Annotated in this window: 13 protein-coding genes and 1 pseudogene; 13 read left to right on the top strand and 1 reads right to left on the bottom strand. The window is 41.4% G+C overall.

Going from position 1 to position 25,664, the window contains the following annotated elements; genetic code table 11:
- Positions 1-137: 137 nt before the first annotated feature.
- The 9 genes and pseudogenes from adhE to ilvC all read left to right on the top strand — a co-directional run.
- A pseudogene (gene adhE / locus ADF62_RS03110) lies at positions 138-2,750 on the top strand (bifunctional acetaldehyde-CoA/alcohol dehydrogenase); the annotation flags it as partial.
- Positions 2,751-3,188: 438 nt separating this feature from the next.
- Positions 3,189-4,673 carry a threonine synthase gene (gene thrC, locus ADF62_RS03100; RefSeq protein ID WP_003095862.1) on the top strand — a complete coding sequence of 495 codons (1,485 nt, stop codon included), beginning with the start codon at positions 3,189-3,191 and terminating at the stop codon, positions 4,671-4,673.
- A 59-nt stretch (positions 4,674-4,732) separates the two neighbouring features.
- Positions 4,733-6,019 carry an MATE family efflux transporter gene (locus ADF62_RS03095; protein WP_003095863.1) on the top strand — a complete coding sequence of 429 codons (1,287 nt, stop codon included), beginning with the start codon at positions 4,733-4,735 and terminating at the stop codon, positions 6,017-6,019.
- 111 nt (positions 6,020-6,130) lie between these two features.
- Positions 6,131-6,496 carry an Asp23/Gls24 family envelope stress response protein gene (locus ADF62_RS03090; RefSeq protein WP_003092032.1) on the top strand — a complete coding sequence of 122 codons (366 nt, stop codon included), beginning with the start codon at positions 6,131-6,133 and terminating at the stop codon, positions 6,494-6,496.
- Entirely contained in the window at positions 6,496-8,163 is a 1,668-nt protein-coding gene (locus ADF62_RS03085) for a DAK2 domain-containing protein (RefSeq protein ID WP_003091966.1), read from the top strand. The genes ADF62_RS03090 and ADF62_RS03085 overlap by 1 nt, the downstream gene beginning before the upstream one ends.
- A 169-nt stretch (positions 8,164-8,332) precedes the next feature.
- Entirely contained in the window at positions 8,333-10,054 is a 1,722-nt protein-coding gene (gene ilvD / locus ADF62_RS03080; protein ID WP_003095867.1) for a dihydroxy-acid dehydratase, read from the top strand.
- 133 nt (positions 10,055-10,187) lie between these two features.
- Positions 10,188-11,888: an acetolactate synthase large subunit gene (locus ADF62_RS03075; protein WP_003092011.1), complete on the top strand. Its 1,701-nt coding sequence runs from the start codon at positions 10,188-10,190 to the stop codon at positions 11,886-11,888.
- Positions 11,881-12,357 (top strand): acetolactate synthase small subunit, encoded by a 477-nt coding sequence (gene ilvN / locus ADF62_RS03070; RefSeq protein ID WP_002887025.1) that lies wholly within the window; start codon positions 11,881-11,883, stop codon positions 12,355-12,357. The genes ADF62_RS03075 and ilvN overlap by 8 nt, the downstream gene beginning before the upstream one ends.
- Positions 12,358-12,432: 75 nt before the next feature.
- On the top strand, positions 12,433-13,455 hold the full coding sequence (gene ilvC / locus ADF62_RS03065; protein ID WP_002887024.1) for a ketol-acid reductoisomerase: 1,023 nt from the start codon (positions 12,433-12,435) through the stop codon (positions 13,453-13,455).
- A 122-nt stretch (positions 13,456-13,577) separates the two neighbouring features.
- Here the strand turns inward: ilvC and tyrS are convergent, their stop codons facing one another.
- Entirely contained in the window at positions 13,578-14,834 is a 1,257-nt protein-coding gene (tyrS, locus tag ADF62_RS03060; protein ID WP_003092098.1) for a tyrosine--tRNA ligase, read from the bottom strand.
- A gap of 101 nt (positions 14,835-14,935) precedes the next feature.
- On the opposite strand from tyrS, the gene pbp1b reads away from it, so the two are divergent.
- From pbp1b to ADF62_RS03040, 4 genes are all read left to right on the top strand, one after another.
- On the top strand, positions 14,936-17,359 hold the full coding sequence (pbp1b, locus tag ADF62_RS03055; protein WP_039976041.1) for a penicillin-binding protein PBP1B: 2,424 nt from the start codon (positions 14,936-14,938) through the stop codon (positions 17,357-17,359).
- Positions 17,360-17,718: 359 nt separating this feature from the next.
- Positions 17,719-21,300: a DNA-directed RNA polymerase subunit beta gene (rpoB, locus tag ADF62_RS03050; RefSeq protein WP_003091947.1), complete on the top strand. Its 3,582-nt coding sequence runs from the start codon at positions 17,719-17,721 to the stop codon at positions 21,298-21,300.
- Positions 21,301-21,400: 100 nt separating this feature from the next.
- Positions 21,401-25,039: a DNA-directed RNA polymerase subunit beta' gene (gene rpoC, locus ADF62_RS03045; RefSeq protein WP_003092100.1), complete on the top strand. Its 3,639-nt coding sequence runs from the start codon at positions 21,401-21,403 to the stop codon at positions 25,037-25,039.
- A gap of 162 nt (positions 25,040-25,201) precedes the next feature.
- The gene (locus tag ADF62_RS03040) at positions 25,202-25,564 is read left to right on the top strand and encodes a DUF1033 family protein (RefSeq protein WP_003092027.1); all 363 of its coding nucleotides are present in this window, start codon (positions 25,202-25,204) and stop codon (positions 25,562-25,564) included.
- Positions 25,565-25,664: the final 100 nt, after the last annotated feature.

Genomic DNA, 25,664 nt, shown 5'->3' with positions numbered 1-25,664 from the left:
CTGGCTGGTATTATGGGCTTATAGCCCTTGATCAAACCACCCGTTAGACGGGTGGTTATGATTTTTATCAATGTAAGGGTTTACACAATATATAGAAAGCGCTATAATAGACTTGTGTTAAATCTTGTGAAGTTTTTAACAAATATTCAAAGGAGTTTCATATGACTAAACAAACTAAAGATGTTCAAACAGTAATAGATGAATTGGCAACAAAAGGGGTTGAAGCTCTCGATGCCATGTCTAACTTTACGCAGGAGCAAGTGGACCACATTGTTCACCAAGCTGCGATTGCTGCCCTAGATAAACATATGTATTTGGCAAAATTGGCTGTTGATGAAACAGGTCGTGGTATTTATGAAGATAAAGCCATCAAAAATATGTATGCTTCTGAATACATTTGGAATAGTATTAAATATGACAGGACAGTAGGCGTTATCGCTGAAGATAAAGAACAAGGTTTGGTTTCTATCGCTGAGCCAGTAGGCGTTATCTGTGGGGTGACACCAACAACTAACCCAACTTCAACAACGATTTTCAAAGCCCTTATCGCTCTTAAGACTCGTAACTCTATCGTCTTTGCCTTCCACCCATCAGCTCAAAAATCATCTGCAGAGGCAGCTCGTATCGTTCGTGATGCAGCTATTGAAGCAGGTGCACCTAAGGACTGCATCCAGTGGATTGAAGAGCCATCTATCGAAGCAACTGGTCTTTTGATGAACCATCCTAAGATTGCCACAGTGCTTGCGACTGGTGGACCTGGTATGGTTAAGGCTGCTTATTCAACTGGTAAACCAGCGCTTGGTGTAGGAGCCGGAAACGTCCCATCTTATATTGCTGCTGATGCTAAGGTTAAACGTGCTGTCAACGATATCATCGTTTCAAAAACGTTTGACAATGGTATGATTTGCGCTTCTGAACAAGCAGCTATCGTTGATGCAGCTATTTATGATGAAGTTAAGGCTGAATTTGAGGCACATCAATGTGTCATCATTTCTAAAAAAGCTGATATTGCTAAATTAGAAAAAGTCGTTCTTAATGAGGCGCGTACAGCTGTAAACGGCGCTATTGTAGGTCACTCAGCTATGGAAATTGCTGAAAAAGCTGGTCTTAAAGTACCTGCAGGTACGAAAATGCTTTTGGCAGAAATTCCAGATGCAACAATGGAACACCCACTTGCCTTGGAAAAATTGTCTCCAGTACTTGCCCTTATCAAATCTGATGGCGTTCAGGATGGATTCAAAAAAGCAGAAGGCATGCTCAATTTGGGAGGTCTTGGACATACAGCTGTTATCCACACTGAAAATGAAGAGCTTCAACTCCAATATGGTATCCGCATGAAAGCCTGCCGTGTTTTGGTTAATAGTCCATCAGCTGAAGGTGGTATCGGTAATATCTACAACAATATGATTCCATCATTGACTCTTGGTTGTGGTTCATACGGTCATAACTCAGTTTCACACAATGTTAGCTCATTTGATCTCTTGAATGTCAAAACATTGTCAAAGCGTCGCAATAACATGCAATGGTTTCGCGTCCCACCAAAAATCTTCTTCGAAAAAGATTCAATAACTTACTTGCGCCACATTGAAGCTGAGCGCGTGATGTTGGTTTGTGACCCTGGTATGGTTCAGTTTGGTTACGCTGACTTGGTTAAACGCCAATTGGAACTTAACCGCCATAAACCAGCAGTAGATGTTTTCTCAAATGTTGAGCCAAATCCATCTACGAATACGGTTTATAAAGGGTTGGAACGTTTTGTAGACTTCCAACCAGATGTTATCATCGCTCTTGGTGGTGGTTCTGCAATGGATGCTGCTAAGGCTATGTGGATGTTCTTTGAACACCCAGATGTAAGCTTCTTCGGAGCTAAACAAAAATTCTTGGATATCCGTAAACGTACTTACAAGATTCCTTACGCTCAGAAGACAACATTTATCTGTATCCCAACAACTTCAGGTACAGGTTCAGAGGTAACGTCATTTGCGGTTATCACTGATAGTGAAACTCACATCAAGTACCCATTGGCAGATTACGCTTTGACTCCGGACATTGCTATCGTTGACCCTGCTTTGGTTATGAGTGTGCCTGCTAGCGTTACAGCAGATACAGGTATGGACGTTTTGACTCACGCTATTGAATCTTATGTATCAGTCATGGCTAGCGACTATACACGTGGACTTTCACTCCAAGCGATTAAACTTGTTTTTGAAAATCTTGAACATTCTTACCGCTTTGGTGATGAAGAATCACGTGAAAAGATGCATAATGCGTCTACAATGGCTGGTATGGCCTTTGCCAATGCCTTCCTTGGGATCAACCACTCACTCGCTCACAAGGTTGGTCCTATGTTTGACATTCCACACGGACGTACTAACGCGATTTTGATGCCTCACGTTATCCGTTACAATGGTAGTGATCCTCAAAAACACGCTATGTTCCCTAAATATGACTACTTCCGTGCAGACAAAGATTACGCAGATATCGCTCGCTTCATGGGATGGGGTACTGACAAACAATCAGATGCTGAATTGGTTGAAGTTTTGGCACAAAAAGTATACGAATTGGGTGTTGCCGTTGGTATTGACATGAACTGGAAGGGACAAGGGGTTACTAAGAAACTTCTTCAAGACACTGCCTATACTTTGGCCGAACATGCTTATGAAGACCAATGTACAACAGCTAATCCGAAAGAACCACTTATTTCAGAATTGAAAGAAATTATCGAAATTGCCTTTGATTACAAAGGGTAAGCGATAGACAAAAGTAGCTCTATAAGGGCTACTTTTTTGCTAGAAATCCTCTATATTAGAGTGTTTATCCAAATTAAAAATAAAGGACTTTCCCGAATAAGATAGAAAAACGCTTTAAGAATTGTTATAATAAGCCGATAGGATGGTAACTGTTTACTTCAATCCTGGTCAAAAATTAAAAGAATCAAGGTACCCAGTAACCTCAAAGAATATTGTGGTGAGGGTAAATCCAAAGATATCACTTTTTCAACTAAGAATGACACCAAAGATCAATTTTAAAAGAAAATCTGGGATAGAAATTCCGGATTTTTTCTGGTATTTAAATAAAATTAAACAAGTGAAATCCGAATGATTTTCTCACAAGTTACAATACGTGTAGAAATATTCTGACAATTATGCTACAATAGAGCCACACACTATCTAAAAAGAGGATTTACCATGACACTTGTATACCAATCAACACGTGACGAAAATAATAAAGTAACTGCTAGTCAGGCTATTCTTCAAGGACTGGCAACAGATGGTGGCTTGTTCACCCCATTGACAACACCTGAGATTGCTTTGGACTTTGATCAATTGAAAGACGCTTCTTACCAAGAAGTTGCTAAATTAGTCTTGTCTGCTTTCTTGGATGATTTTACTGAAGAAGAATTGGATTACTGTATCACAAATGCTTATGACGACAAGTTTGATACAGCTGCTATTGCACCAGTGGTCAAACTTCAAAACCATTACAACCTTGAGCTCTTTCATGGTTCTACCATTGCTTTCAAAGATATGGCGCTTTCAATCTTGCCTTATTTGCTAACAACATCAGCGAAGAAACAAGGTGTTGATAACAAGATTGTTATTTTGACAGCGACATCAGGTGATACTGGTAAAGCTGCCATGGCTGGTTTTGCAGATGTCCCTGGAACTGAAATCATTGTCTTTTATCCAAAAGACGGTGTTTCAAAAATCCAAGAATTGCAAATGACCACTCAAACAGGAGCTAATACGCACGTTATTGCCATTGATGGTAACTTTGATGATGCCCAAACAGATGTGAAACGTATGTTTAACGATGTTGATTTGCGTGAGAAATTGTTGACTCATCATACGCAATTCTCATCAGCTAACTCAATGAACGTCGGTCGTTTGGTACCACAAGTGGTTTACTATGTATATGCCTATGCGCAGTTGGTTAAGGCAGGTCATATCCAAAACGGAGATAAGGTTAACTTCACAGTCCCAACAGGAAACTTTGGTAACATCTTGGCGGCTTACTATGCACGTCAAATTGGTGTCCCAGTTGGTAAATTAATCTGTGCTTCTAACGAAAATAATGTCCTTACAGACTTCTTTGCAACAGGTACTTATGACAAGAAACGCGATTTCAAGGTAACAACAAGTCCTTCTATGGACATTTTGGTATCTTCTAACCTAGAACGCTTGATTTTCCACCTTCTTGGTAATGATGCGGTTAAGACTAAAGAGCTTATGGATGCACTTGTGACTAAAGGTGAGTATACTTTGGCTGATGCAGATAAAGATATTCTTGATTTGTTTGCAGCAGGTTTTGCAACTGAGGATGAAACAGCTGCTGAAATCAAGCGTGTCTATGATGAAGACAAATATATCGAAGATCCTCATACAGCAGTTGCCTCAGCTGTTTACGAAGCATACGTTCAAAAGACAGATGACCACACACCAACAGTTATCGCTTCAACAGCTAGCCCTTACAAATTCCCACGTGTGGCTGTTTCAGCTGTCACTGGTAAAGACAGTGGGGATGATTTCAAAGCAGTAGAAGATTTGCACCAACTTTCAGGTGTAGCTATCCCAGCTGCTGTAGATGGACTTGAACATGCAGAAGTTCGCCATAAAACAGTTGTTGCGGCAGCTGATATGCAAAAAGCAGTTGAAAGCTATCTTGGTGTATAAGAATAAAAAATAGGAGCTGAGAAATCAGCCCTATTTTTATCAATATAAAAGAAAATGTTATGACAGAAACAAAGAAAATTTTAAACATAGCCTTACCGGCTATGGCTGAAAACCTCTTACAAATGTTGATGGGGGTTGTCGATTCTTACCTAGTAGCTCAGGTTGGTATTGTTGCTATATCGGGGGTTTCCGTGGCCAATAATATCATTACGATTTATCAGGCTATCTTCATTGCGCTGGGGGCTTCGAGTGCCAGTGTCATTGCTAGAAGCCTAGGAAAAGGAGACGTTAAAGCGACTAACAGAGATACCTGGGATGCTATTATTATTACCCTTGCTCTTAGTATCGTCTTGGGTCTACTCTCCATTTTTGTTGGTGGATCCATTCTCAATCTTCTGGGCACTGAGCAATCTGTGACCCAGGCTGGCAGTCTCTATTTGGCTCTAGTCGGTGGAGGTGTGGTCTTTCTAGCTTTGATGACTACCTTTGGTAATATACTACGAGCCAAGGGACGTCCTCGTATTTCCATGGTCGTCAGTCTTTTGACCAATCTTCTTAACGCTCTTCTATCTTCTTTGGCTATTTTTGTTGGACATTGGGGGATTATTGGGGTAGCTACAGCTACGGTTTGTTCTCGCCTAGTTGGGACAGCCATACTATGGACTGCAATGAAATTGGATGTGAAACAGTTTGAAGTTACCAAACCTTTTAACAAGGAGTTGTTGGGAATTGCTTTGCCAGCAGCAGGTGAACGACTGATGATGCGTGCTGGAGATGTGGTCATTGTGGCTATTATTGTTACCTTTGGTACAGCTGTTGTCGGTGGTAATGCCATTGGTGAAAATATCACCCAGTTTAACTATATGCCTGGTATGGGAGTCGCCACGGCTACAGTTATCTTGGTTTCCAATAGTCTGGGGCGAGGGGATAAGGCGCAGATGAAGCGTATTATACGAGAGTCTTACTGGATTTCAACCTTCTTGATGGTTTTGGTTTCCGGAAGCATCTTATTTTTTGGCCATGGATTGTCAAGCTTCTTTACAGATAATAAAGCAGCTATTGCTGCTAGTCAGGTCGTTATTCTTTATTCGTTCCTAGGAAATCCCGTGACTTCGGCGACTTTAGTCTACACAGCAGTTTGGCAAGGTCTGGGTAAGGCTAAGATACCTTTCTATGCGACAACTATTGGGATGTGGCTAATCCGAATTTTCTCAGGCTACTTCCTAGGAGTGAGTTTGGGAATGGGCCTGGCAGGTGTTTGGATTGCAACCGTTGTTGATAATGTATGGCGTGCGGTCTTCCTCTATGTGATGTACCGTCGTTATCTCATAAAGAGAAAGTTTTAATGATAAATATTGAGGAGATACTTTTATTCAAAGGGTATCTTCTTCTTATTTTTTACAAGTAAGCTCGAATATGGTAAAATAAGCTGATAAAAACTTTTTGAGGTAGTAATTATGACTGTAAAAATCAATACAAAAGATGGTCAAATCGAATTGTCAGATGATGTCATCGCAACAGTAGTTGGCGGTTCAGCAACAGAAATTTTTGGCGTTGTCGGTATGGCAAGTAAGAGTGCTATCCGAGATAATTTTCAAGCACTTCTTGGAAAAGAAAACTACGCAAAAGGAGTTGTCGTGAAATCTACTGATGCAGGTATCACTGTGGATGTCTACACTGTTATGAGTTATGGTGTTAAGATTAGTGAGGTTTCAAAAAATATTCAAGAACGTGTGAAATTTAATCTTGAGAATCAACTCGGTATCAAGACTGAAACAGTAAATGTTTACGTTCAAAATATCAAAGTCGTAGGAGAAAACTAGTGTCTAAAATTACAACAAGCTTACTTCAGGAGATGGTCCAAGCGGCAGCAACACGTCTAGGTAAGCAAGCAGAATATGTGAATTCACTCAATGTCTTCCCAGTACCAGATGGAGATACTGGAACAAACATGGGAATGACTATGGATAACGGAGCCAAGGCTGTCGCAGATCAAACAGCTTCAACAGTTGGTGAAGTTGGTCAGATTTTGTCTAAAGGTCTCTTGATGGGTGCTCGCGGTAACTCAGGTGTTATTACGTCACAATTGTTCCGTGGTTTTGGTCAAAGCATCAAGGATAAAACGGAACTTGACGGCCAAGATCTAGCTCACGCCTTCCAATCAGGTGTTGAAGTTGCGTATAAAGCTGTTATGAAACCTGTCGAAGGAACAATCCTTACAGTATCACGTGGTGCAGCTTCAGCAGCGGTTAAGAAATCTGAATCTACTAATGATGCTGTTGAGGTTATGCGTGCAGCTCTTGATGGGGCTAAGGCTGCCTTGGCTAAGACACCAGAGATGCTTCCAGTTTTGAAAGAAGTTGGTGTAGTAGACTCAGGTGGTCAAGGTTTGGTCTTTATTTATGAAGGTTTCTTGTCAGCCCTCACAGGTGAGTATATCGCTTCAGAGGACTTCCAAGCGACACCTGCTACTATGACAGAGATGATCAATGCAGAACATCATAAGTCAGTTGCAGGTCATGTTGCAACAGAAGATATTACCTTCGGGTACTGTACGGAAATCATGGTTGGTCTCAAACAAGGTCCAACTTATGTGAAAGACTTTGATTATGAAGAGTTCCAAAATTATTTGAGTAATCTTGGGGATTCTCTCCTTGTTGTTAACGACGATGAAATTGTAAAAGTTCACGTCCATACAGAGGATCCAGGTCTTGTCATGCAAGAAGGTCTTAAATATGGTGCTCTTGTCAAAGTTAAGGTTGACAACATGCGTAATCAACACGATGCACAAGTTCAAAAAGCAGAAGCCATTCAAACTGCGCCTTCTACTCCTAAAGACTTTGCCCTTATTGCGGTTGTTGCCGGAGATGGACTTGCAGATATCTTCAAATCACAAGGTGTTGACTATGTGATTTCAGGTGGTCAAACAATGAACCCATCAACGGAGGATATCGTTAAGGCCATTGAGCAGGTTAATGCCAAGAATGTTATCATCTTGCCAAATAATAAAAACATCTTTATGGCAGCACAATCAGCTGCTGAAGTAGTGGATGTTAATGCGGCTGTTGTTGAAACACGTACAGTTCCACAAGGCTTTACAAGCTTGCTTGCTTTTGATCCTAGCCAAAGTATCGAAGCTAATGTTGAAGCTATGACAGTTAGTCTTTCAGATGTAACAAGTGGTAGCGTGACTTTGGCAGTACGTGACACAACTATTGATGGTCTTGAGATTCATGAAAATGATATCCTTGGTATGGTGGATGGTAAGATCCTTGTGTCTACACCAGATATGGACCAAGCCCTCCTTGACACCTTTGACAAGATGATTGACGAAGACAGTGAAATTGTTATGATTTACGTCGGCGAAGAAGGTAATCAAGAACAAGCTCAAGCACTTGCGGAAAAATTGGAAGAGGCTCACGAAGATATTGAAGTTGAAATCTTCCAAGGGGACCAACCTGTGTATCCATACCTCTTTAGCGTTGAATAATTTAAAAATAATCATTTAGGAAGTCTTAGGGCTTCCTTTTTATTTAGATCGTTTCGATACTGTAAAGCCATTTTTTCGGAATTACAGAAATATTCTGAAAATTCCTTGACATTACTTTCCAAAGTGGTAACATATGTTGTAAGAAATTTTATAGATTGAAGGTAAGGTCATGAGAAGTGATATGATCAAAGTTGGTGTTGATAAAGCACCTGCACGTGGACTTTTGTATGCGACTGGACAGGTTAAATCTTCTAAGGATATGCAAAAGCCCTTTATTGCTATTTGTAATTCTTATATTGATATTGTTCCAGGACATGTCCACCTACGTGAATTAGCGGATATTGCCAAGGAGGCTATCCGTGAAGCTGGTGGTATTCCTTTTGAGTTTAATACCATTGGTGTAGATGACGGGATTGCCATGGGACATATTGGGATGCGTTACAGCCTTCCTTCACGAGAATTAATTGCTGATGCTGCAGAAACTGTTATTAATGCCCACTGGTTTGACGGTGTGTTCTATATCCCTAACTGTGATAAGATTACACCAGGAATGATTTTGGCAGCCATGCGTACTAATGTGCCAGCGGTATTCTGTTCAGGTGGACCTATGAAGGGTGGCGTTGATATGACTGGTCATCAGGCTACTTTATCAAGCTTGTTTGAAGCTGTAGGTACTTATCAGGCTGGAGATATGAGCAAGGAAGAGCTTGATTATTTAGAGAAAAATGCCTGTCCGACTTGTGGTTCATGTTCAGGAATGTTTACTGCCAATTCAATGAACTGTTTGATGGAAGTTTTGGGTCTTGCCCTTCCAGGTAACGGTACTATCCTAGCCGTTTCAGACGAACGTCGTGAATTGGTTCGTCAAGCAGCCACAAAATTAATGGATAACATCAAAAATAATGTTCGCCCACGTGATATTGTGACCAAAGAAGCCATCGATGATGCTTTTGCTCTAGATATGGCCATGGGTGGTTCAACCAATACCGTTCTTCATACCCTTGCTATTGCGCGTGAGGCTGGTATTGACTATGACCTTAAGGACATCAATGAGATTGCTAAGAAGACACCTTATCTCTCTAAAATTGCTCCTTCCAGCATCTATACCATGCATGATGTACATGAAGCAGGTGGTGTTCCAGCAATTATTAATCAGTTGATTAAGAAAGGTGCCATTAAGGGTGATCGTATTACGGTTACTGGTAAAACCTTAAAAGAAAATGTAGCTGGTGCTGAAATCAAAAATGAAGAAATTATCCATCCAATCGAGCAACCTATTTCACCGGTTGGCGGTTTGTCTATCCTTTATGGAAATATTGCTCAGGATGGGGCTGTTATCAAGGTTGGTGGTGTAGATCCATCCGTTAAAACTTTCCGTGGTAAAGCCATTTGTTGTGATTCACAAGCTCAAGCCCTTGAATTGATTGATAATGGAACGGTTAAGAAGGGCCATGTTGTTGTCATTCGTTACGAAGGCCCTCAGGGTGGTCCTGGTATGCCAGAGATGTTAGCGCCAACCTCTAAGATTGTAGGCCGCGGTCTTGGTAAGGATGTTGCTCTGATTACTGATGGTCGTTTCTCAGGAGCAACTCGTGGTATTGCTATTGGTCACGTATCTCCAGAAGCTGCGGAAGGTGGCAATATCGCTCTGATTGAAGATGGGGATGAAATTGTGATTGATCTTCCCAACCGTACCATTGATTTGCTCGTAGATGATGCGACACTTGAAGCACGCCGTAAACATTTGAAACCTTTCAAATCTAAGATCTCAAGTGGATGGTTGCGCCGTTACACTGCTTTTGCTAAATCAGCTAATGTCGGTGGAACTCTGATGAGTGATGAAGAATTTGAAGAACGTAAAGCAGAACGTCAAGCACAAGAAAAAAACTAAGAATATTATTTCCGAAGAGTTTGTGATATTTTTCTCTGAAACCCTTGCAAATTTAGTTAAAAATGTTATTATAGTATACAAGGTTTTGAATTTTTAGACAATTCGAAAAAAACAATTGCTAAAGGAGGTCCATGTGGAGAAAATTGAACTTGAAGAAGCACGCTCTGGTGCTGATTTGATTCTTGATACACTTCTTGAACTTGGGATTTCAACTATTTTTGGGTATCCTGGCGGAGCGGTTCTTCCTTTGTATGATGCTATTTACAAAAATGAAGATATTAATCATATTTTGTCTCGTCATGAGCAAGGAAGTCTGCACGAAGCTGAAGGTTATGCTAAATCAACTGGTAAACTTGGTGTTGCTCTTGTAACGAGTGGTCCCGGTGCAACAAATGCTATTACCGGGATTGCAGATGCTATGAGTGATAGTGTACCTCTCCTGGTCTTTACAGGTCAGGTAGCAACATCAGGTATTGGTAAGGATGCCTTCCAAGAGGCTGACATTGTCGGAATTACCATGCCAATTACCAAATACAACTACCAGATTCGTGATACGGCTGATATTCCTCGTATTATTCGAGAAGCGGTTCATATCGCAACAACTGGTCGTCCTGGTCCAGTTGTTATCGACCTCCCTAAAGATGTCGTAGCTAAGGAAACAGCCTTCATCAATGATACTGAAATTAATCTTCCAAGTTACCAACCGACGCTAAGACCAAACGAAATGCAAATCAAGAAAATCTTGAAGCAGTTGGGGAAAGCTAAAAAGCCGGTTATTGTAGCTGGAGGTGGGGTGTCTTATTCCGAATCTGCTAAGGAGCTAGTTGCTTTTGCAGAGCGCTACCAAATCCCAGTTGTTACAAGTCTTCTAGGACAAGGGACAATTGCTACTAGTCATCCCCTTTTCTTGGGGATGGGTGGTATGCACGGTTCATATGCGGCTAACATTGCTATGACCGATGCTGACTTTATGATTGCCATTGGTTGTCGTTTTGATGATCGTTTGACAGGTAATCCTAAAACATTTGCTAAAAATGCTAAGGTTGTCCATATTGATGTAGATCCAGCTGAGATTGGTAAAATTATTGCAGTGGACCTTCCAGTTGTTGGTGATGCTAAACAAGCCCTTGAAATGCTCTTAGCAGAACCGGTAGTTCAGAATAACACTGAAAAATGGATTGAAAAAGTTACAAAAGACAAAGAGCGTGTACGTTCTTACGATAAGAAAGAACGTATGGTACAGCCTCAGTCAGTTATCGAGCGTATTGGTGAATTGACTAAGGGTGACGCCGTTGTTGTTACTGACGTTGGTCAACATCAAATGTGGACAGCTCAGTATTATCCATACCAAAATGAGCGTCAATTGGTGACCTCAGGTGGTCTTGGAACAATGGGATTCGGTGTCCCAGCAGCAATTGGTGCCAAAATTGCTAATCCTGATAAAGAAGTTATCCTCTTTGTTGGTGATGGTGGTTTCCAAATGACGAACCAAGAATTGGCTATCTTAAATATTTACAAGGTGCCAATCAAGGTTGTTATGTTGAACAATCACTCGCTTGGTATGGTACGTCAATGGCAAGAGTCCTTCTACGAAGGGCGTACATCAGAGTCTGTCTTTGATACTCTTCCGGATTTCCAATTGATGGCTCAAGCTTACGGCATTAAGTCTTACAAGTTTGATAATCCAGAGACAATTGATCAGGATTTGGAAGTTATCAAGGAAGACGTGCCAATGTTCATCGAGGTGGATATCTCTCGTAAAGAGCATGTCTTGCCAATCGTTCCGGCTGGTAAGAGTAATCACGAAATGTTGGGGGTGAAGTTCAATGCGTAGAATGTTAACAGCTAAACTTCAGAACCGTTCGGGTGTCCTTAACCGCTTCACAGGTGTTCTTTCACGACGTCAAGTTAATATTGAAAGTATCTCTGTAGGGGCTTCTGAGGATCCTAACGTTTCACGTATTACGATTATTATTGATGTGAATTCTCAAAATGAAGTGGAACAAATCATCAAACAGCTTAATCGTCAGATTGATGTGATTCGTATCCGTGATATCACGGATCAGCCACACTTGGAACGTGAAGTTATCCTAGTTAAGGTATCAGCACCAACCTCTAAGCGTGCTGAAATCTTGGCGATTATTCAACCTTTCCGTGCTTCGGTGGTTGATGTAGCACCAAGCTCTATCACTATCCAGATGACAGGTGATGCTGAAAAGAGCGAGGCGCTTCTACGAGTTATTCGTCCTTACGGAATCAAGAATATCGCTCGTACGGGTGCTACTGGATTTACCCGTGATTAAAAAATCCAACCTAAATTTGTTAACCCAGCCTTAAAAAGGCAATAAAATATTTTTTTAGAAAAGAGACATATTACTATGGCAGTTCAAATGGAATATGAAAAAGACGTAAAAGTAGCAGCACTTGACGGTAAAAAAATCGCCGTTATCGGTTACGGTTCACAAGGTCATGCACATGCACAAAACTTGCGTGATTCAGGTCACGATGTGATCATCGGTGTTCGTCCAGGTAAATCATTTGATAAAGCTAAAGAAGATGGTTTTGATACTTACACAGTAGCAGAAGCAACTAAATTGGCTGATATCATTATGGTTTTGGCACCAGATGAAATTCAAAAAGATATCTATAAAGATGAAATTGAGCCAAACTTGAGTGCAGGCAAAGCTCTTGGTTTTGCACACGGATTTAACATCCACTTCGAATTCATCAAGGTTCCTAAAGATGTTGATGTCTTTATGGTTGCTCCTAAAGGACCAGGTCACTTGGTACGCCGTACATATACAGAAGGCTTTGGTGTTCCAGCACTTTACGCAGTATACCAAGATGCTACAGGCAATGCTAAAGACATCGCTATGGACTGGGCTAAAGGTATTGGTTCTGCACGTGTTGGATTACTTGTAACAACATTTAAAGAAGAAACTGAAGAAGATTTGTTTGGTGAGCAAGCGGTTCTTATGGGTGGGTTGACACATCTTATTGAAGCTGGTTTTGAAGTCTTGACTGAAGCAGGCTATGCACCACAATTGGCTTACTTTGAAGTGCTTCACGAAATGAAATTGATCGTTGACTTGATCTACGAAGGTGGATTCAAGAAAATGCGTCAATCATGTTCAAATACTGCAGAATTTGGTGACTTTGTAACTGGTCCACGTGTCATCGGTCCAGAAGTCAAAGAAAACATGAAAGCTGCCCTTGCGGATATCCAATCAGGTAAATTTGCACGTGAATTCGTTGAAGACCATGATGCTGGCTTCCCACGTTTGAAAGCTTACCGTAAAGAAGCTGAAGAGCTTGAAATTGAAAAGATTGGTGCTGAATTGCGTAAAGCAATGCCATTCGTTGGTCAAAATGACGATGACGCATTCAAAATCTATAACTAATGTGATAGTCTCAAAAACCAGTCTAGTACTGGTTTTTTGTGTTCTGAAGAGAGTAGTTGGGAATCCGACTGCTTTTTTTGGTAAAAAAACTCACTCCATTAAGGAGTGAGAATAGCTATAAATTAGTAAGTCAAGACAAAGTTTTTCTTCTTACCACGACGGATAACAGTAATTTCATTATCAATTTTATCTGTATCTGAGAGAGTGTAATCCAAGTCTTGTACACGTTCACCGTTGATGTAGATAGCGCCGTTTTGGACATCTTCACGTGCTTGACGTTTAGATGGTGAAATTTTTGCATTGACGAGAAGTTCAACAATGTTCAGATTTTCATCTGCTGAAATTTCATATGTTGGGACACCGTTAAGGGCAACTTTAAGGTCACGTGCTGAGAGAGCTTTAAGGTTACCAGCGAAGAGTTGTTCAGTGATGTGAACAGCTTGTTCATAGGCTTCTTTACCGTGAACCAAAGTAACAACTTCGCGAGCCAGAACCTTTTGTGCTAAACGTTGGTGACGAGCTTGGTCAAATTCTTTACCGATTTCTTCGATTTCTTCAAGTGACAAGAAAGTGAAAATTTTCAAGAAACGAACGGCGTCATCGTCCATAACGTTAAGCCAGAATTGGTACATTTCGTAAGGTGTTGTCTTAGTAGCGTCAAGCCAGACAGCGTTACCTTCAGATTTACCGAATTTTTTACCGGTTGAATCTGTGATAAGTGGAACTGTGATAACGTGTCCAGATTTGTCCGCTTTACGACGCAATAGCTCAGTACCTGCTGTCATGTTACCCCATTGGTCAGAACCACCAATTTGGAGGGTTACGCCATATTTATCATTGAGTTCATAGAAGTCGTAACCTTGCATAATTTGGTAAGCGAACTCAGTGTAAGAGATACCTGTTTCGATACGTTTCTTAACAGATTCCTTGCTCATCATGTAGTTAACTGTGAAGTATTTACCGACATCACGCAAGAAATCGATGAAGCTAACTGAACCAAACCAGTCATAGTTGTTGACCATAACGGCTTTGTTGTCACCATTTTCAAAATCAAGGAAGCGAGAGAGTTGGCCTTGGATTTTTTCTACCCAACCTTCAACGGTTTCTTTGGTTTGGAGGCTACGCTCAGCATCTTTAAATGATGGGTCACCAATCAAACCTGTCGCACCCCCAACAAGGGCGTAAGGTTTGTGGCCAGCCAATTGAAGGCGACGACTAGTAAGGATAGCGACAAGGTGTCCAAGGTGGAGACTGTCTGCTGTTGGGTCGTAACCAGTGTAGTATGAGACTGGTCCCTCTTCAAAGGCTTTTACAAGGGCTTCTTCATCAGTGGTTTGAAAAATCAAGCCACGTGCTTTTAGTTCTTCAAAAATTGTCATGATATTCTCCAGTAAAGTATATTCTGCACCATTATACCAAAAGAAAGTAGGCCTATGCAAGCTTTGTCAAAGTTTGTTATAATAGGCTTTGAGGTATTTCTATGAATTTTGAAAAAATAATAAATTATTTTAGGCGACTAGGGCAGACTATTCGCACAAAGTTTGCTAGTTCTAGGTCTAAAAGAGGGGATAAATCTTTTAAAGAAAGGAAAGCTACGACTGGATCTAAGTGGAATCGTAAGCAAGCACGGAAGTCGCCTGAGGATGGGATGACACTCTTAGACATGGGTGATGTTTTCTTAAAAACCTTAAAGCTCTTGTCTGATTTCTTTTATGTGGTTATTATCGTTCTTACCCTATTCGGTGCAGGAATTGGTTTGGGTTATCTGGGGAGTCAAATTGAGTCTGTTCCATCGATTAAGGACAAAACCTTGTTGAATCAGATTAGTGAGGTTAGTGTGGTGTCTTCGATGAGTTATTCTGATTCTAAGAAGATTGCTGATATTGATACGGACCTGCTTAGAACACCTATTGAAAGTGATGAGATTTCTAACAATGTTAAAAATGCCATTATTGCGACTGAGGATGAAAATTTTAAAAAGCATAAGGGTGTTGTACCAAAGGCAGTTTTTAGGGCGTTGGTATCATCAGTTTTGGGAGTTGGCTCTTCAAGTGGTGGTTCAACTCTGACTCAACAGTTAATCAAGCAACAGGTAACAGGAGATGCACCAACCTTCAAACGTAAGGCGGCAGAGATTATCTATGCTTTACAACTGGAACGTCGTGCTTCGAAAAATGAAATTTTAACTGATTATCTGAATGTTTCTCCTTTTGGTCGTAACAACAAGGGGAAAAATATTGCTGGTATTGAAGAGGCTGCACAAGGGATTTTTGGGGTCTCTGCTGCGGATTTGACAGTTCCTCAGGCGGCCTATCTGGCAGGTTTGCCACAGAGCCCGATTGTCTACTCACCCTATACAGCTGATGGACAATTAAAAAACGCAGAAGATCTTTCCTATGGCTTAGCACGTCAGCAAGATGTACTCTACAATCTTTATCGCGGTGGCTATCTAGATAAGTCGCAGTATGAAAGCTATAAGGATTATGATATCACTAAAGATTTCAAGGCTGGTGAGAAGTCTGATGCTGTAAGTCATGACTATTTGTACTATTCTGTCATGTCTGAGGCTCAGGATGTCATGTATGATTATCTCGTTAAACGTGACAAGGTGTCGAGTCAAGATTTGAAAAATGATAAGACCAAGGAAAGCTATCGTGAGATGGCCCTTAAAGAGCTCCAAACAGGTGGCTACAGCGTTAAGACAACTATTGATAATGCAGTCTACCATGCGATGCAAGATACTGCTAACCAATATGGAGGTCTACTTGATCAGGGTGGAAATAACGGGGTCGAAGTTGGAAATGTACTCATGGATAATGCGACTGGAGCAATTCTAGGATTTGTTGGTGGTCGTAGTTACGAAAATAATCAAAATAACCATGCCTTTGATACTGCTCGTTCTCCTGGATCTTCTATTAAGCCTATTATCGCTTATGGAATTGCTATTGATCAAGGTTTGATGGGTAGCTCAAGTATCCTTTCTAACTACCCAACTAATTTTACGGGTGGAACGCCTATTCTCCATGATGGTGATAAGGGTACAGCTATGATGAACCTCCAAGAAGCACTCAATACCTCATGGAACATTCCAGCCTTTTGGACTTATCAAATGCTTCAACGTCATGATGTTGATGTTGAGGGTTACATGACCAAGATGGGGTATAAGATTGCTAATTACAATATCGAGAGTTTACCTCTTGGTGGAGGAATTGAAACCACGGTTGCCCAACAGGTAAATGCCTATCAAATGCTTTCAAATGGTGGCGTCTATGAGAAGGGCCATATGATTGATAGTATTACCGACCGGACTGGCGAAGTTATCTATCAGCATAAATCTGAAGGGATTCAAGTCTTTTCAAGAGCTACGGCTAGCATCATGGATAACCTGCTCAAGGAAGTTGTAGTTAAGGGAGCGACAACTCAATTTCATTCTGAATTGAAAAATGTCAATGGTGCAGCAGCCTCAGCTGACTGGATGGGTAAAACAGGAACGACAGATAACTTTGCGGATGCTTGGTTGATAGTATCGACGCCTGGTATTACCCTTGGAGGTTGGGCTGGTTATGATGACAATGCACCGACCAATTCTAAGACGGGTTACACCTACAATGCGCAATATATGGCTCGTTTAACTTCCGCCATCTACAATGCCAATCCAGGTATTTTTAAAACGGGAGATAAGTTTAATATCGATTCAAGTGCCATTAAGGCAAGTGTGCTCAAATCAACAGGCCTTAAACCAGCAACAGTGTCTGTCAATGGTCGTAATGTTTCTGTAAGTGGTGAAATGGTTGATACTTATTGGGCTAAAAATGGGCCTGGGGATACAACCTACAAATTTGCTATTGGTGGAACTGACAGTGACTATCAAAAAGCCTGGTCTAGCATTCTTGAAGGACATTAGGAATTACCAAGAAAACTTGCAAAAAAGCAAAAAATTAGGTATAATATAGACAACTATTTGTCGTCTTATTTGGTTGAAATATTGTCCAATCAAGAGATACAGCAGTTAAATCAACGTTTTTTCGGTCAGATTTAGCTGCTATTTTTGTGCTTATTTTTAGGATTTTTGGTTATTGTAATACATATTTAAAGGTTCTAAAAATTCACAGATTAAAGTTTTCGCTTATCGTTAATCGGATAAGTGGATGTTAGTATCTAATCACTTGTTAGCGGGACAAGCAACTGAAAAAGGCAGGAGACAAATATTTAAAGTGCACGACTTGCAAAGCAGGTCTCGAATGTAGAAAAGGAGTAGAAGACTTGGCAGGACATGACGTTCAATACGGGAAGCATCGTACCCGTCGTAGTTTTTCAAGAATCAAAGAAGTTCTTGATTTACCAAACTTGATTGAAATCCAAACGGATTCATTCAAAGAATTCTTAGATACTGGTCTTAAAGAGGTTTTTGAGGATGTACTTCCCATTTCAAACTTCACAGACACCATGGAATTGGAATTTGTTGGTTACGAATTGAAAGAGCCTAAGTATACACTTGAAGAAGCTCGTATCCACGATGCATCATACTCAGCACCTATCTTTGTGACTTTCCGTCTTATAAACAAAGAAACTGGTGAAATCAAAACTCAGGAAGTCTTCTTCGGAGATTTTCCAATTATGACTGAGATGGGTACTTTCATCATCAATGGTGGTGAACGTATTATCGTTTCTCAGTTGGTGCGCTCACCTGGTGTTTACTTTAACGATAAGGTTGATAAAAACGGTAAAGTGGGTTACGGATCAACAGTTATTCCTAACCGTGGGGCATGGCTTGAGCTTGAAACAGATTCAAAAGATATCGCCTACACTCGTATCGACCGTACACGTAAGATCCCATTCACAACGCTTGTGCGTGCGCTTGGATTCTCAGGTGATGACGAAATTGTTGATATCTTTGGTGATAGCGAGTTGGTTCGTAACACTGTTGAAAAAGATATCCACAAAAATCCAGCAGATTCGCGTACTGATGAAGCACTTAAAGAAATTTATGAACGACTTCGTCCAGGTGAACCCAAAACTGCTGACAGCTCACGTAGCTTGCTTGTAGCTCGCTTCTTCGACCCACGTCGTTACGACTTGGCTGCTGTTGGTCGTTACAAAGTTAACAAAAAACTTAACATCAAGACACGTCTTTTGGGACAAACAATTGCTGAAAACTTGGTAGATCCTGAAACAGGTGAAATCCTTGTTGAAGCTGGTACTGAAATGACACGTGATGTGATTGATTCAATCGCAGAACACTTGGATGGTGATTTGAACAAATTTGTATACACACCAAACGATTATGCAGTGGTTACAGAACCTGTTGTTCTTCAAAAATTCAAGGTCGTTGCACCAAATGATCCAGATCGTGTGGTTACAATTGTTGGTAATGCCAACCCAGATGATAAAGTTCGTGCTTTGACAACAGCGGATATCTTGGCTGAAATGAGCTACTTCCTCAACCTTGCTGAAGGTATCGGTAAAGTAGATGATATCGACCACCTTGGTAACCGTCGTATCCGTGCTGTTGGTGAATTGCTTGCTAACCAATTCCGTATTGGTTTGGCTCGTATGGAACGTAACGTGCGTGAACGTATGTCAGTTCAAGATAATGAAGTCTTGACACCACAACAAATCATCAATATTCGTCCTGTAACTGCAGCTGTTAAAGAATTCTTCGGTTCTTCACAGTTGTCACAGTTCATGGACCAGCACAACCCATTGTCAGAGTTGTCACACAAACGTCGTTTGTCAGCCTTGGGACCTGGTGGTTTGACACGTGACCGTGCCGGATATGAAGTTCGTGACGTGCACTACACGCACTACGGTCGTATGTGTCCAATTGAAACACCTGAAGGACCTAACATCGGTTTGATCAATAACTTGTCTTCATATGGACACCTTAACAAGTACGGTTTCATTCAAACACCATACCGTAAAGTTGACCGTGCAACTGGTAAAGTAACCAACGAAGTGGTTTGGTTGACTGCTGACGAAGAAGATGAGTACACAGTTGCTCAGGCCAACTCTAAGTTGAACGAAGATGGAACATTTGCAGAAGAAATTGTCATGGGTCGTCACCAAGGTAATAACCAAGAATACCCATCACACCTTGTAGATTTCGTGGATGTTTCTCCTAAACAGGTAGTTGCCGTTGCGACAGCATGTATTCCTTTCTTGGAAAACGATGACTCTAACCGTGCCCTCATGGGTGCCAACATGCAACGTCAGGCTGTGCCTTTGATTGATCCAAAAGCACCTTATGTTGGTACTGGTATGGAATATCAAGCTGCCCACGATTCAGGTGCTGCAGTTATCGCTCAACACGACGGTAAAGTTGTTTATTCTGACGCCGATAAGGTTGAAGTTCGTCGTGAAGATGGTTCTCTTGATGTTTATACTATTCAAAAATTCCGTCGTTCAAACTCAGGTACTGCCTACAACCAACGTACTTTGGTTAAGGTTGGTGATATTGTTGAAAAAGGAGACTTTATCGCTGACGGTCCATCTATGGAAGGTGGCGAAATGGCCCTCGGTCAAAACCCTATTGTCGCATACATGACATGGGAAGGTTACAACTTCGAGGATGCCGTTATCATGAGTGAACGCCTCGTGAAAGACGATGTTTATACATCTGTTCACTTGGAAGAATTCGAATCAGAAACACGTGATACAAAGCTTGGACCTGAAGAAATCACACGTGAATTGCCAAACGTTGGTGAAGAAGCCCTTAAAGACCTTGACGAAATGGGTATTATCCGTATTGGTGCTGAGGTTAAAGAAGGTGATATTCTTGTTGGTAAGGTAACACCTAAGGGTGAAAAAGACCTTTCTGCTGAAGAACGTCTTCTCCATGCTATCTTTGGTGATAAATCTCGTGAAGTACGTGATACATCACTCCGTGTACCTCACGGTGGTGATGGTGTCGTTCGTGATGTTAAAATCTTTACACGTGCAAACGGTGATGAATTGCAATCAGGTGTTAACATGCTTGTTCGTGTTTACATCGCTCAAAAACGTAAAATCAAGGTCGGAGATAAGATGGCCGGTCGTCACGGTAACAAAGGGGTTGTTTCTCGTATTGTTCCTGTTGAAGACATGCCTTACCTTCCAGACGGTACACCAGTTGATATCATGTTGAACCCTCTTGGGGTGCCATCACGTATGAACATCGGTCAGGTTATGGAACTTCACCTTGGTATGGCTGCTCGTAACTTGGGTATTCACATTGCAACACCAGTCTTTGACGGGGCAAGCTCAGAAGATCTCTGGGATACTGTTCGTGAAGCTGGTATGGACAGCGATGCTAAGACAATCCTTTACGATGGACGTACAGGTGAGCCGTTTGATAATCGTGTGTCAGTTGGTGTCATGTACATGATCAAACTTCACCACATGGTTGATGATAAACTTCATGCCCGTTCAGTTGGTCCTTACTCACTTGTTACTCAACAACCTCTTGGTGGTAAAGCACAATTTGGTGGACAACGTTTCGGTGAGATGGAGGTTTGGGCCCTTGAAGCTTACGGTGCATCAAACATTCTTCAAGAAATCTTGACTTACAAGTCTGATGACGTTAATGGACGTTTGAAAGCCTATGAAGCTATCACTAAAGGTAAACCAATTCCAAAACCAGGTGTACCAGAATCATTCCGAGTACTTGTTAAAGAATTGCAATCACTCGGTCTTGATATGCGTGTCCTTGATGAAGACGATCATGAAGTTGAATTGCGTGATCTTGATGAAGGTGAAGATGACGACGTCATGCACGTTGATGATCTTGAAAAAGCACGTGTACAACAAGCCCAAGAAGCTACTGAATTAGAAAAAGATAAAGAAGAAGCTTCAGATAAAACAGAATAAAATAAGCTTTAGAGAGGGAGTTAAATCTCTCTGCTAAGGTAGCTGATAAAGGTTAGAATAGCGCTGCTATTGTCAATAGAACAAAAGAAAGGTAATACTAGTGGTTGACGTAAATCGATTTAAAAGTATGCAAATCACACTAGCTTCACCAACTAAGGTCCGTTCATGGTCTTATGGTGAAGTTAAGAAACCTGAAACAATCAACTACCGTACGCTCAAACCAGAACGTGAAGGTCTCTTCGACGAAGTGATCTTTGGTCCTACTAAGGACTGGGAATGTGCGTGTGGGAAATACAAACGTATCCGTTATAAAGGTATCGTTTGTGACCGCTGTGGTGTTGAAGTAACACGTGCTAAGGTTCGTCGCGAACGTATGGGTCACATCGAGTTGAAAGCACCAGTATCACATATCTGGTACTTCAAGGGAATCCCTTCTCGTATGGGATTGACTTTGGACATGAGTCCTCGTGCGCTTGAAGAAGTTATTTACTTCGCAGCTTACGTGGTTATTGATCCAAAGGAAACACCACTTGAACCAAAATCTCTCTTGACAGAACGTGAATATCGTGAAAAATTGCAAGAGTATGGACATGGTTCATTTGTCGCTAAAATGGGTGCCGAAGCTATCCAAAATCTCTTGAAACAAGTAGATTTGGAAGCTGAAATTGCTGAACTCAAAGAAGAGTTGAAAACAGCAACTGGTCAAAAACGTGTTAAAGCTGTTCGTCGTTTGGACGTTCTTGATGCCTTCTACAAGTCTGGTAACAAACCAGAATGGATGGTGCTTAACATCTTGCCAGTATTGCCACCAGACCTTCGTCCAATGGTTCAATTGGATGGTGGACGTTTTGCGGCATCTGACTTGAACGATCTTTATCGTCGTGTTATCAACCGTAACAATCGTTTGGCTCGTTTGCTTGAATTGAATGCCCCAGGTATCATCGTGCAAAACGAAAAACGTATGTTGCAAGAAGCGGTAGATGCCCTTATCGATAATGGACGTCGTGGTCGTCCAATCACTGGACCAGGTAGTCGTCCACTTAAATCTTTGAGCCACATGCTTAAAGGTAAACAAGGTCGTTTCCGTCAAAACTTGCTTGGTAAACGTGTTGACTTCTCTGGACGTTCCGTTATTGCCGTTGGTCCAACACTTAAAATGTATCAATGTGGTGTTCCCCGTTTGATGGCCATCGAACTTTTCAAACCATTTGTTATGCGTGAAATCGTTGCGCGTGAATACGCAGGTAACGTGAAAGCTGCTAAACGTATGGTTGAACGTGGTGACGAACGTATTTGGGATATTCTTGAAGATGTTATCAAGGAACACCCAGTACTTCTTAATCGCGCACCTACCCTCCACCGTTTGGGTATCCAGGCCTTCGAACCTGTCTTGATTGATGGTAAGGCCCTTCGTCTTCACCCATTGGTGTGTGAGGCCTACAATGCCGACTTTGACGGTGACCAAATGGCCATCCACGTTCCATTGTCTGAAGAAGCTCAAGCTGAAGCACGTTTGCTCCTTCTTGCGGCTGAACACATCCTTAACCCTAAAGACGGTAAACCGGTCGTAACGCCATCTCAGGATATGGTTCTTGGTAACTACTACTTGACTATGGAAGAAGAAGGCCGTGAGGGTGAAGGTATGGTCTTCAAGGATATTGATGAGGCAGTTATGGCTTATCGTAATGGTTATGTTCACTTGCATAGCCGTGTCGGTATCGCAGTAGACAGCATGCCTGATAAACCTTGGAAAGAAAACCAACTTCACAAGATTTTGGTTACAACTGTTGGTAAGATTCTCTTTAACTCAATCATTCCAGCAGAAATTCCATATCTTCAAGAAACAACAAATGAGAACTTGACAGATAGTACACCAGATAAGTACTTCCTTGAACCAGGTCAAGATATCCAAACAGTTATTGATAGTTTGGAAATTAATGCGCCATTCAAGAAGAAAAATCTTGGTAACATCATCGCTGAAACCTTCAAACGTCTTCGTACGACTGAAACATCAGCCTTCCTTGACCGTTTGAAAGACCTTGGTTACTACCACTCAACACTTGCTGGATTGACAGTGGGTATCGCCGATATCCCAGTTATCGATAACAAACAAGAAATTATCGATGCTGCTCACCACCGTGTTGAAGAAATTAACAAAGCTTTCCGTCGTGGTTTGATGACAGAAGATGACCGCTATGTTGCTGTTACAACAACATGGCGTGAAGCGAAAGAAGCACTTGAAAAACGTCTGATTGAGACACAAGATCCTAAGAACCCAATCGTTATGATGATGGACTCAGGAGCCCGTGGTAACATCTCTAACTTCTCTCAACTTGCCGGTATGCGTGGTTTGATGGCTGCTCCTAACGGACGTATCATGGAATTGCCTATCCTTTCAAACTTCCGTGAAGGTTTGAGCGTTTTGGAAATGTTCTTCTCTACTCACGGTGCGCGTAAAGGTATGACCGATACGGCCCTTAAGACAGCTGACTCAGGTTACCTTACTCGTCGTCTGGTTGATGTTGCTCAAGATGTTATTATTCGTGAAGATGACTGTGGAACAGATCGTGGTCTTCTCATCCGTGCTATTACTGACGGTAAAGAAGTTACGGAAACACTTGAAGAACGTCTTCAAGGGCGTTATACTAAGAAATCAGTTAAGAACCCTACAACAGGTGAAGTAATCGTAGGTCCAGATACTTTGATTACTGAAGACATGGCTGCAGCTATTGTCAATGCTGGTGTTGAAGAAGTAACTATCCGTTCAGTCTTTACATGTAACACACGTCACGGTGTCTGCCGTCACTGTTACGGTATCAACTTGGCGACAGGTGATGCGGTTGAAGTTGGTGAAGCAGTTGGTACTATCGCTGCCCAATCTATCGGGGAACCTGGTACACAGCTTACCATGCGTACCTTCCACACCGGTGGGGTAGCCTCAAACACCGATATCACACAGGGTCTTCCACGTATCCAGGAAATCTTTGAAGCACGTAACCCTAAAGGGGAAGCGGTTATCACTGAAGTTAAGGGTACTGTTATTGAAATCGAAGAAGATGCTGCGACACGTACTAAGAAAGTCTTTGTTCAAGGTAAGACTGGAATGGGTGAGTACGTCGTTCCATTTACAGCTCGTATGAAAGTAGAAGTTGGTGACGAAGTACACCGTGGTGCGGCCTTGACAGAAGGGTCAATCCAACCTAAACGTCTCCTTGAAGTACGTGATACCTTGTCAGTTGAAACTTATCTTCTTGCAGAAGTGCAAAAAGTTTACCGTAGCCAAGGGGTAGAAATCGGTGACAAACACGTCGAAGTAATGGTTCGTCAAATGCTTCGTAAAGTACGCGTTATGGATCCAGGTGATACAGACCTCCTTCCAGGTACACTTATGGACATTTCTGACTTCACAGATGCTAACAAGGATATTGTTATCTCTGGTGGTGTTCCTGCAACATCTCGTCCAGTCCTTCTTGGTATTACGAAAGCCTCACTTGAAACAAATTCATTCTTATCAGCGGCTTCCTTCCAAGAAACAACACGTGTGCTTACAGATGCAGCTATCCGTGGTAAGAAAGACCATCTCCTTGGTCTTAAAGAAAATGTTATTATTGGTAAGACTATCCCTGCTGGTACAGGTATGGCTCGTTACCGTAACATTGAACCACTTTCAGTTAACGAAGTTGAAGTTATTGAAAACATTGCTGTTGATGAAGCAATTGTGGAAACATCTGAAGACTAAAATGAAAGCAAAAGAGCTCACAATGAATTGTGGGTTCTTTTCGTATTTATATGACTAGAATCTCTTCAATTTTTGATAAATATAAAATATAAGACCATATTTTTTATCTTTTCCAGAAAATTTTGTATAATAAGGACACCAAAGATGAAGTGAGAAAGAAAAATGTACCAAGTAGTTGAAATGAAAGGGGATTTGGAACCGTGGTGGTTCTTGGAAGGTTGGCAGGAGGATATTATAAGTACTAAGGAATTTGAAAATTTTTACGATGCCCTCAAGTACTATAAAAAACTTTGGTTTGCCATGGAAGAAATCTTGCCAAGTTACATCAGTCGTAGTAGTGTCATGACTGCTTTTTGGGACCAAGAGGATAAACACTGGTGTGAGGAGTGTGACGAATACTTGCAGGTCTATCGATCGATTGCACTTTTAGATGATTATCAGGAAATTCCTGAGGAAAAACACCGTCCGGGATATGAAAAGCGAAATGACCTTCCAAGTCATGCCCACTGTAAAATTAAACGTTAAACAATGCAGAAGCTCGAATTTTTTCGAGCTTCTTTTCATTATGTGACTTTAAGTCCGTTTCGCTCCGAAGGTGCGAAACAGATAAACCACCCGCTATGCG

The sequence above is a fragment of the Streptococcus sp. 1004_SSPC genome (assembly GCF_001069025.1).
Classification (GTDB): Bacteria; Bacillota; Bacilli; order Lactobacillales; family Streptococcaceae; genus Streptococcus; species Streptococcus vestibularis.
The sequence above is the reverse complement of the archived record's forward strand: the minus strand, read 5'-3'. Positions and strand labels throughout refer to the sequence as shown.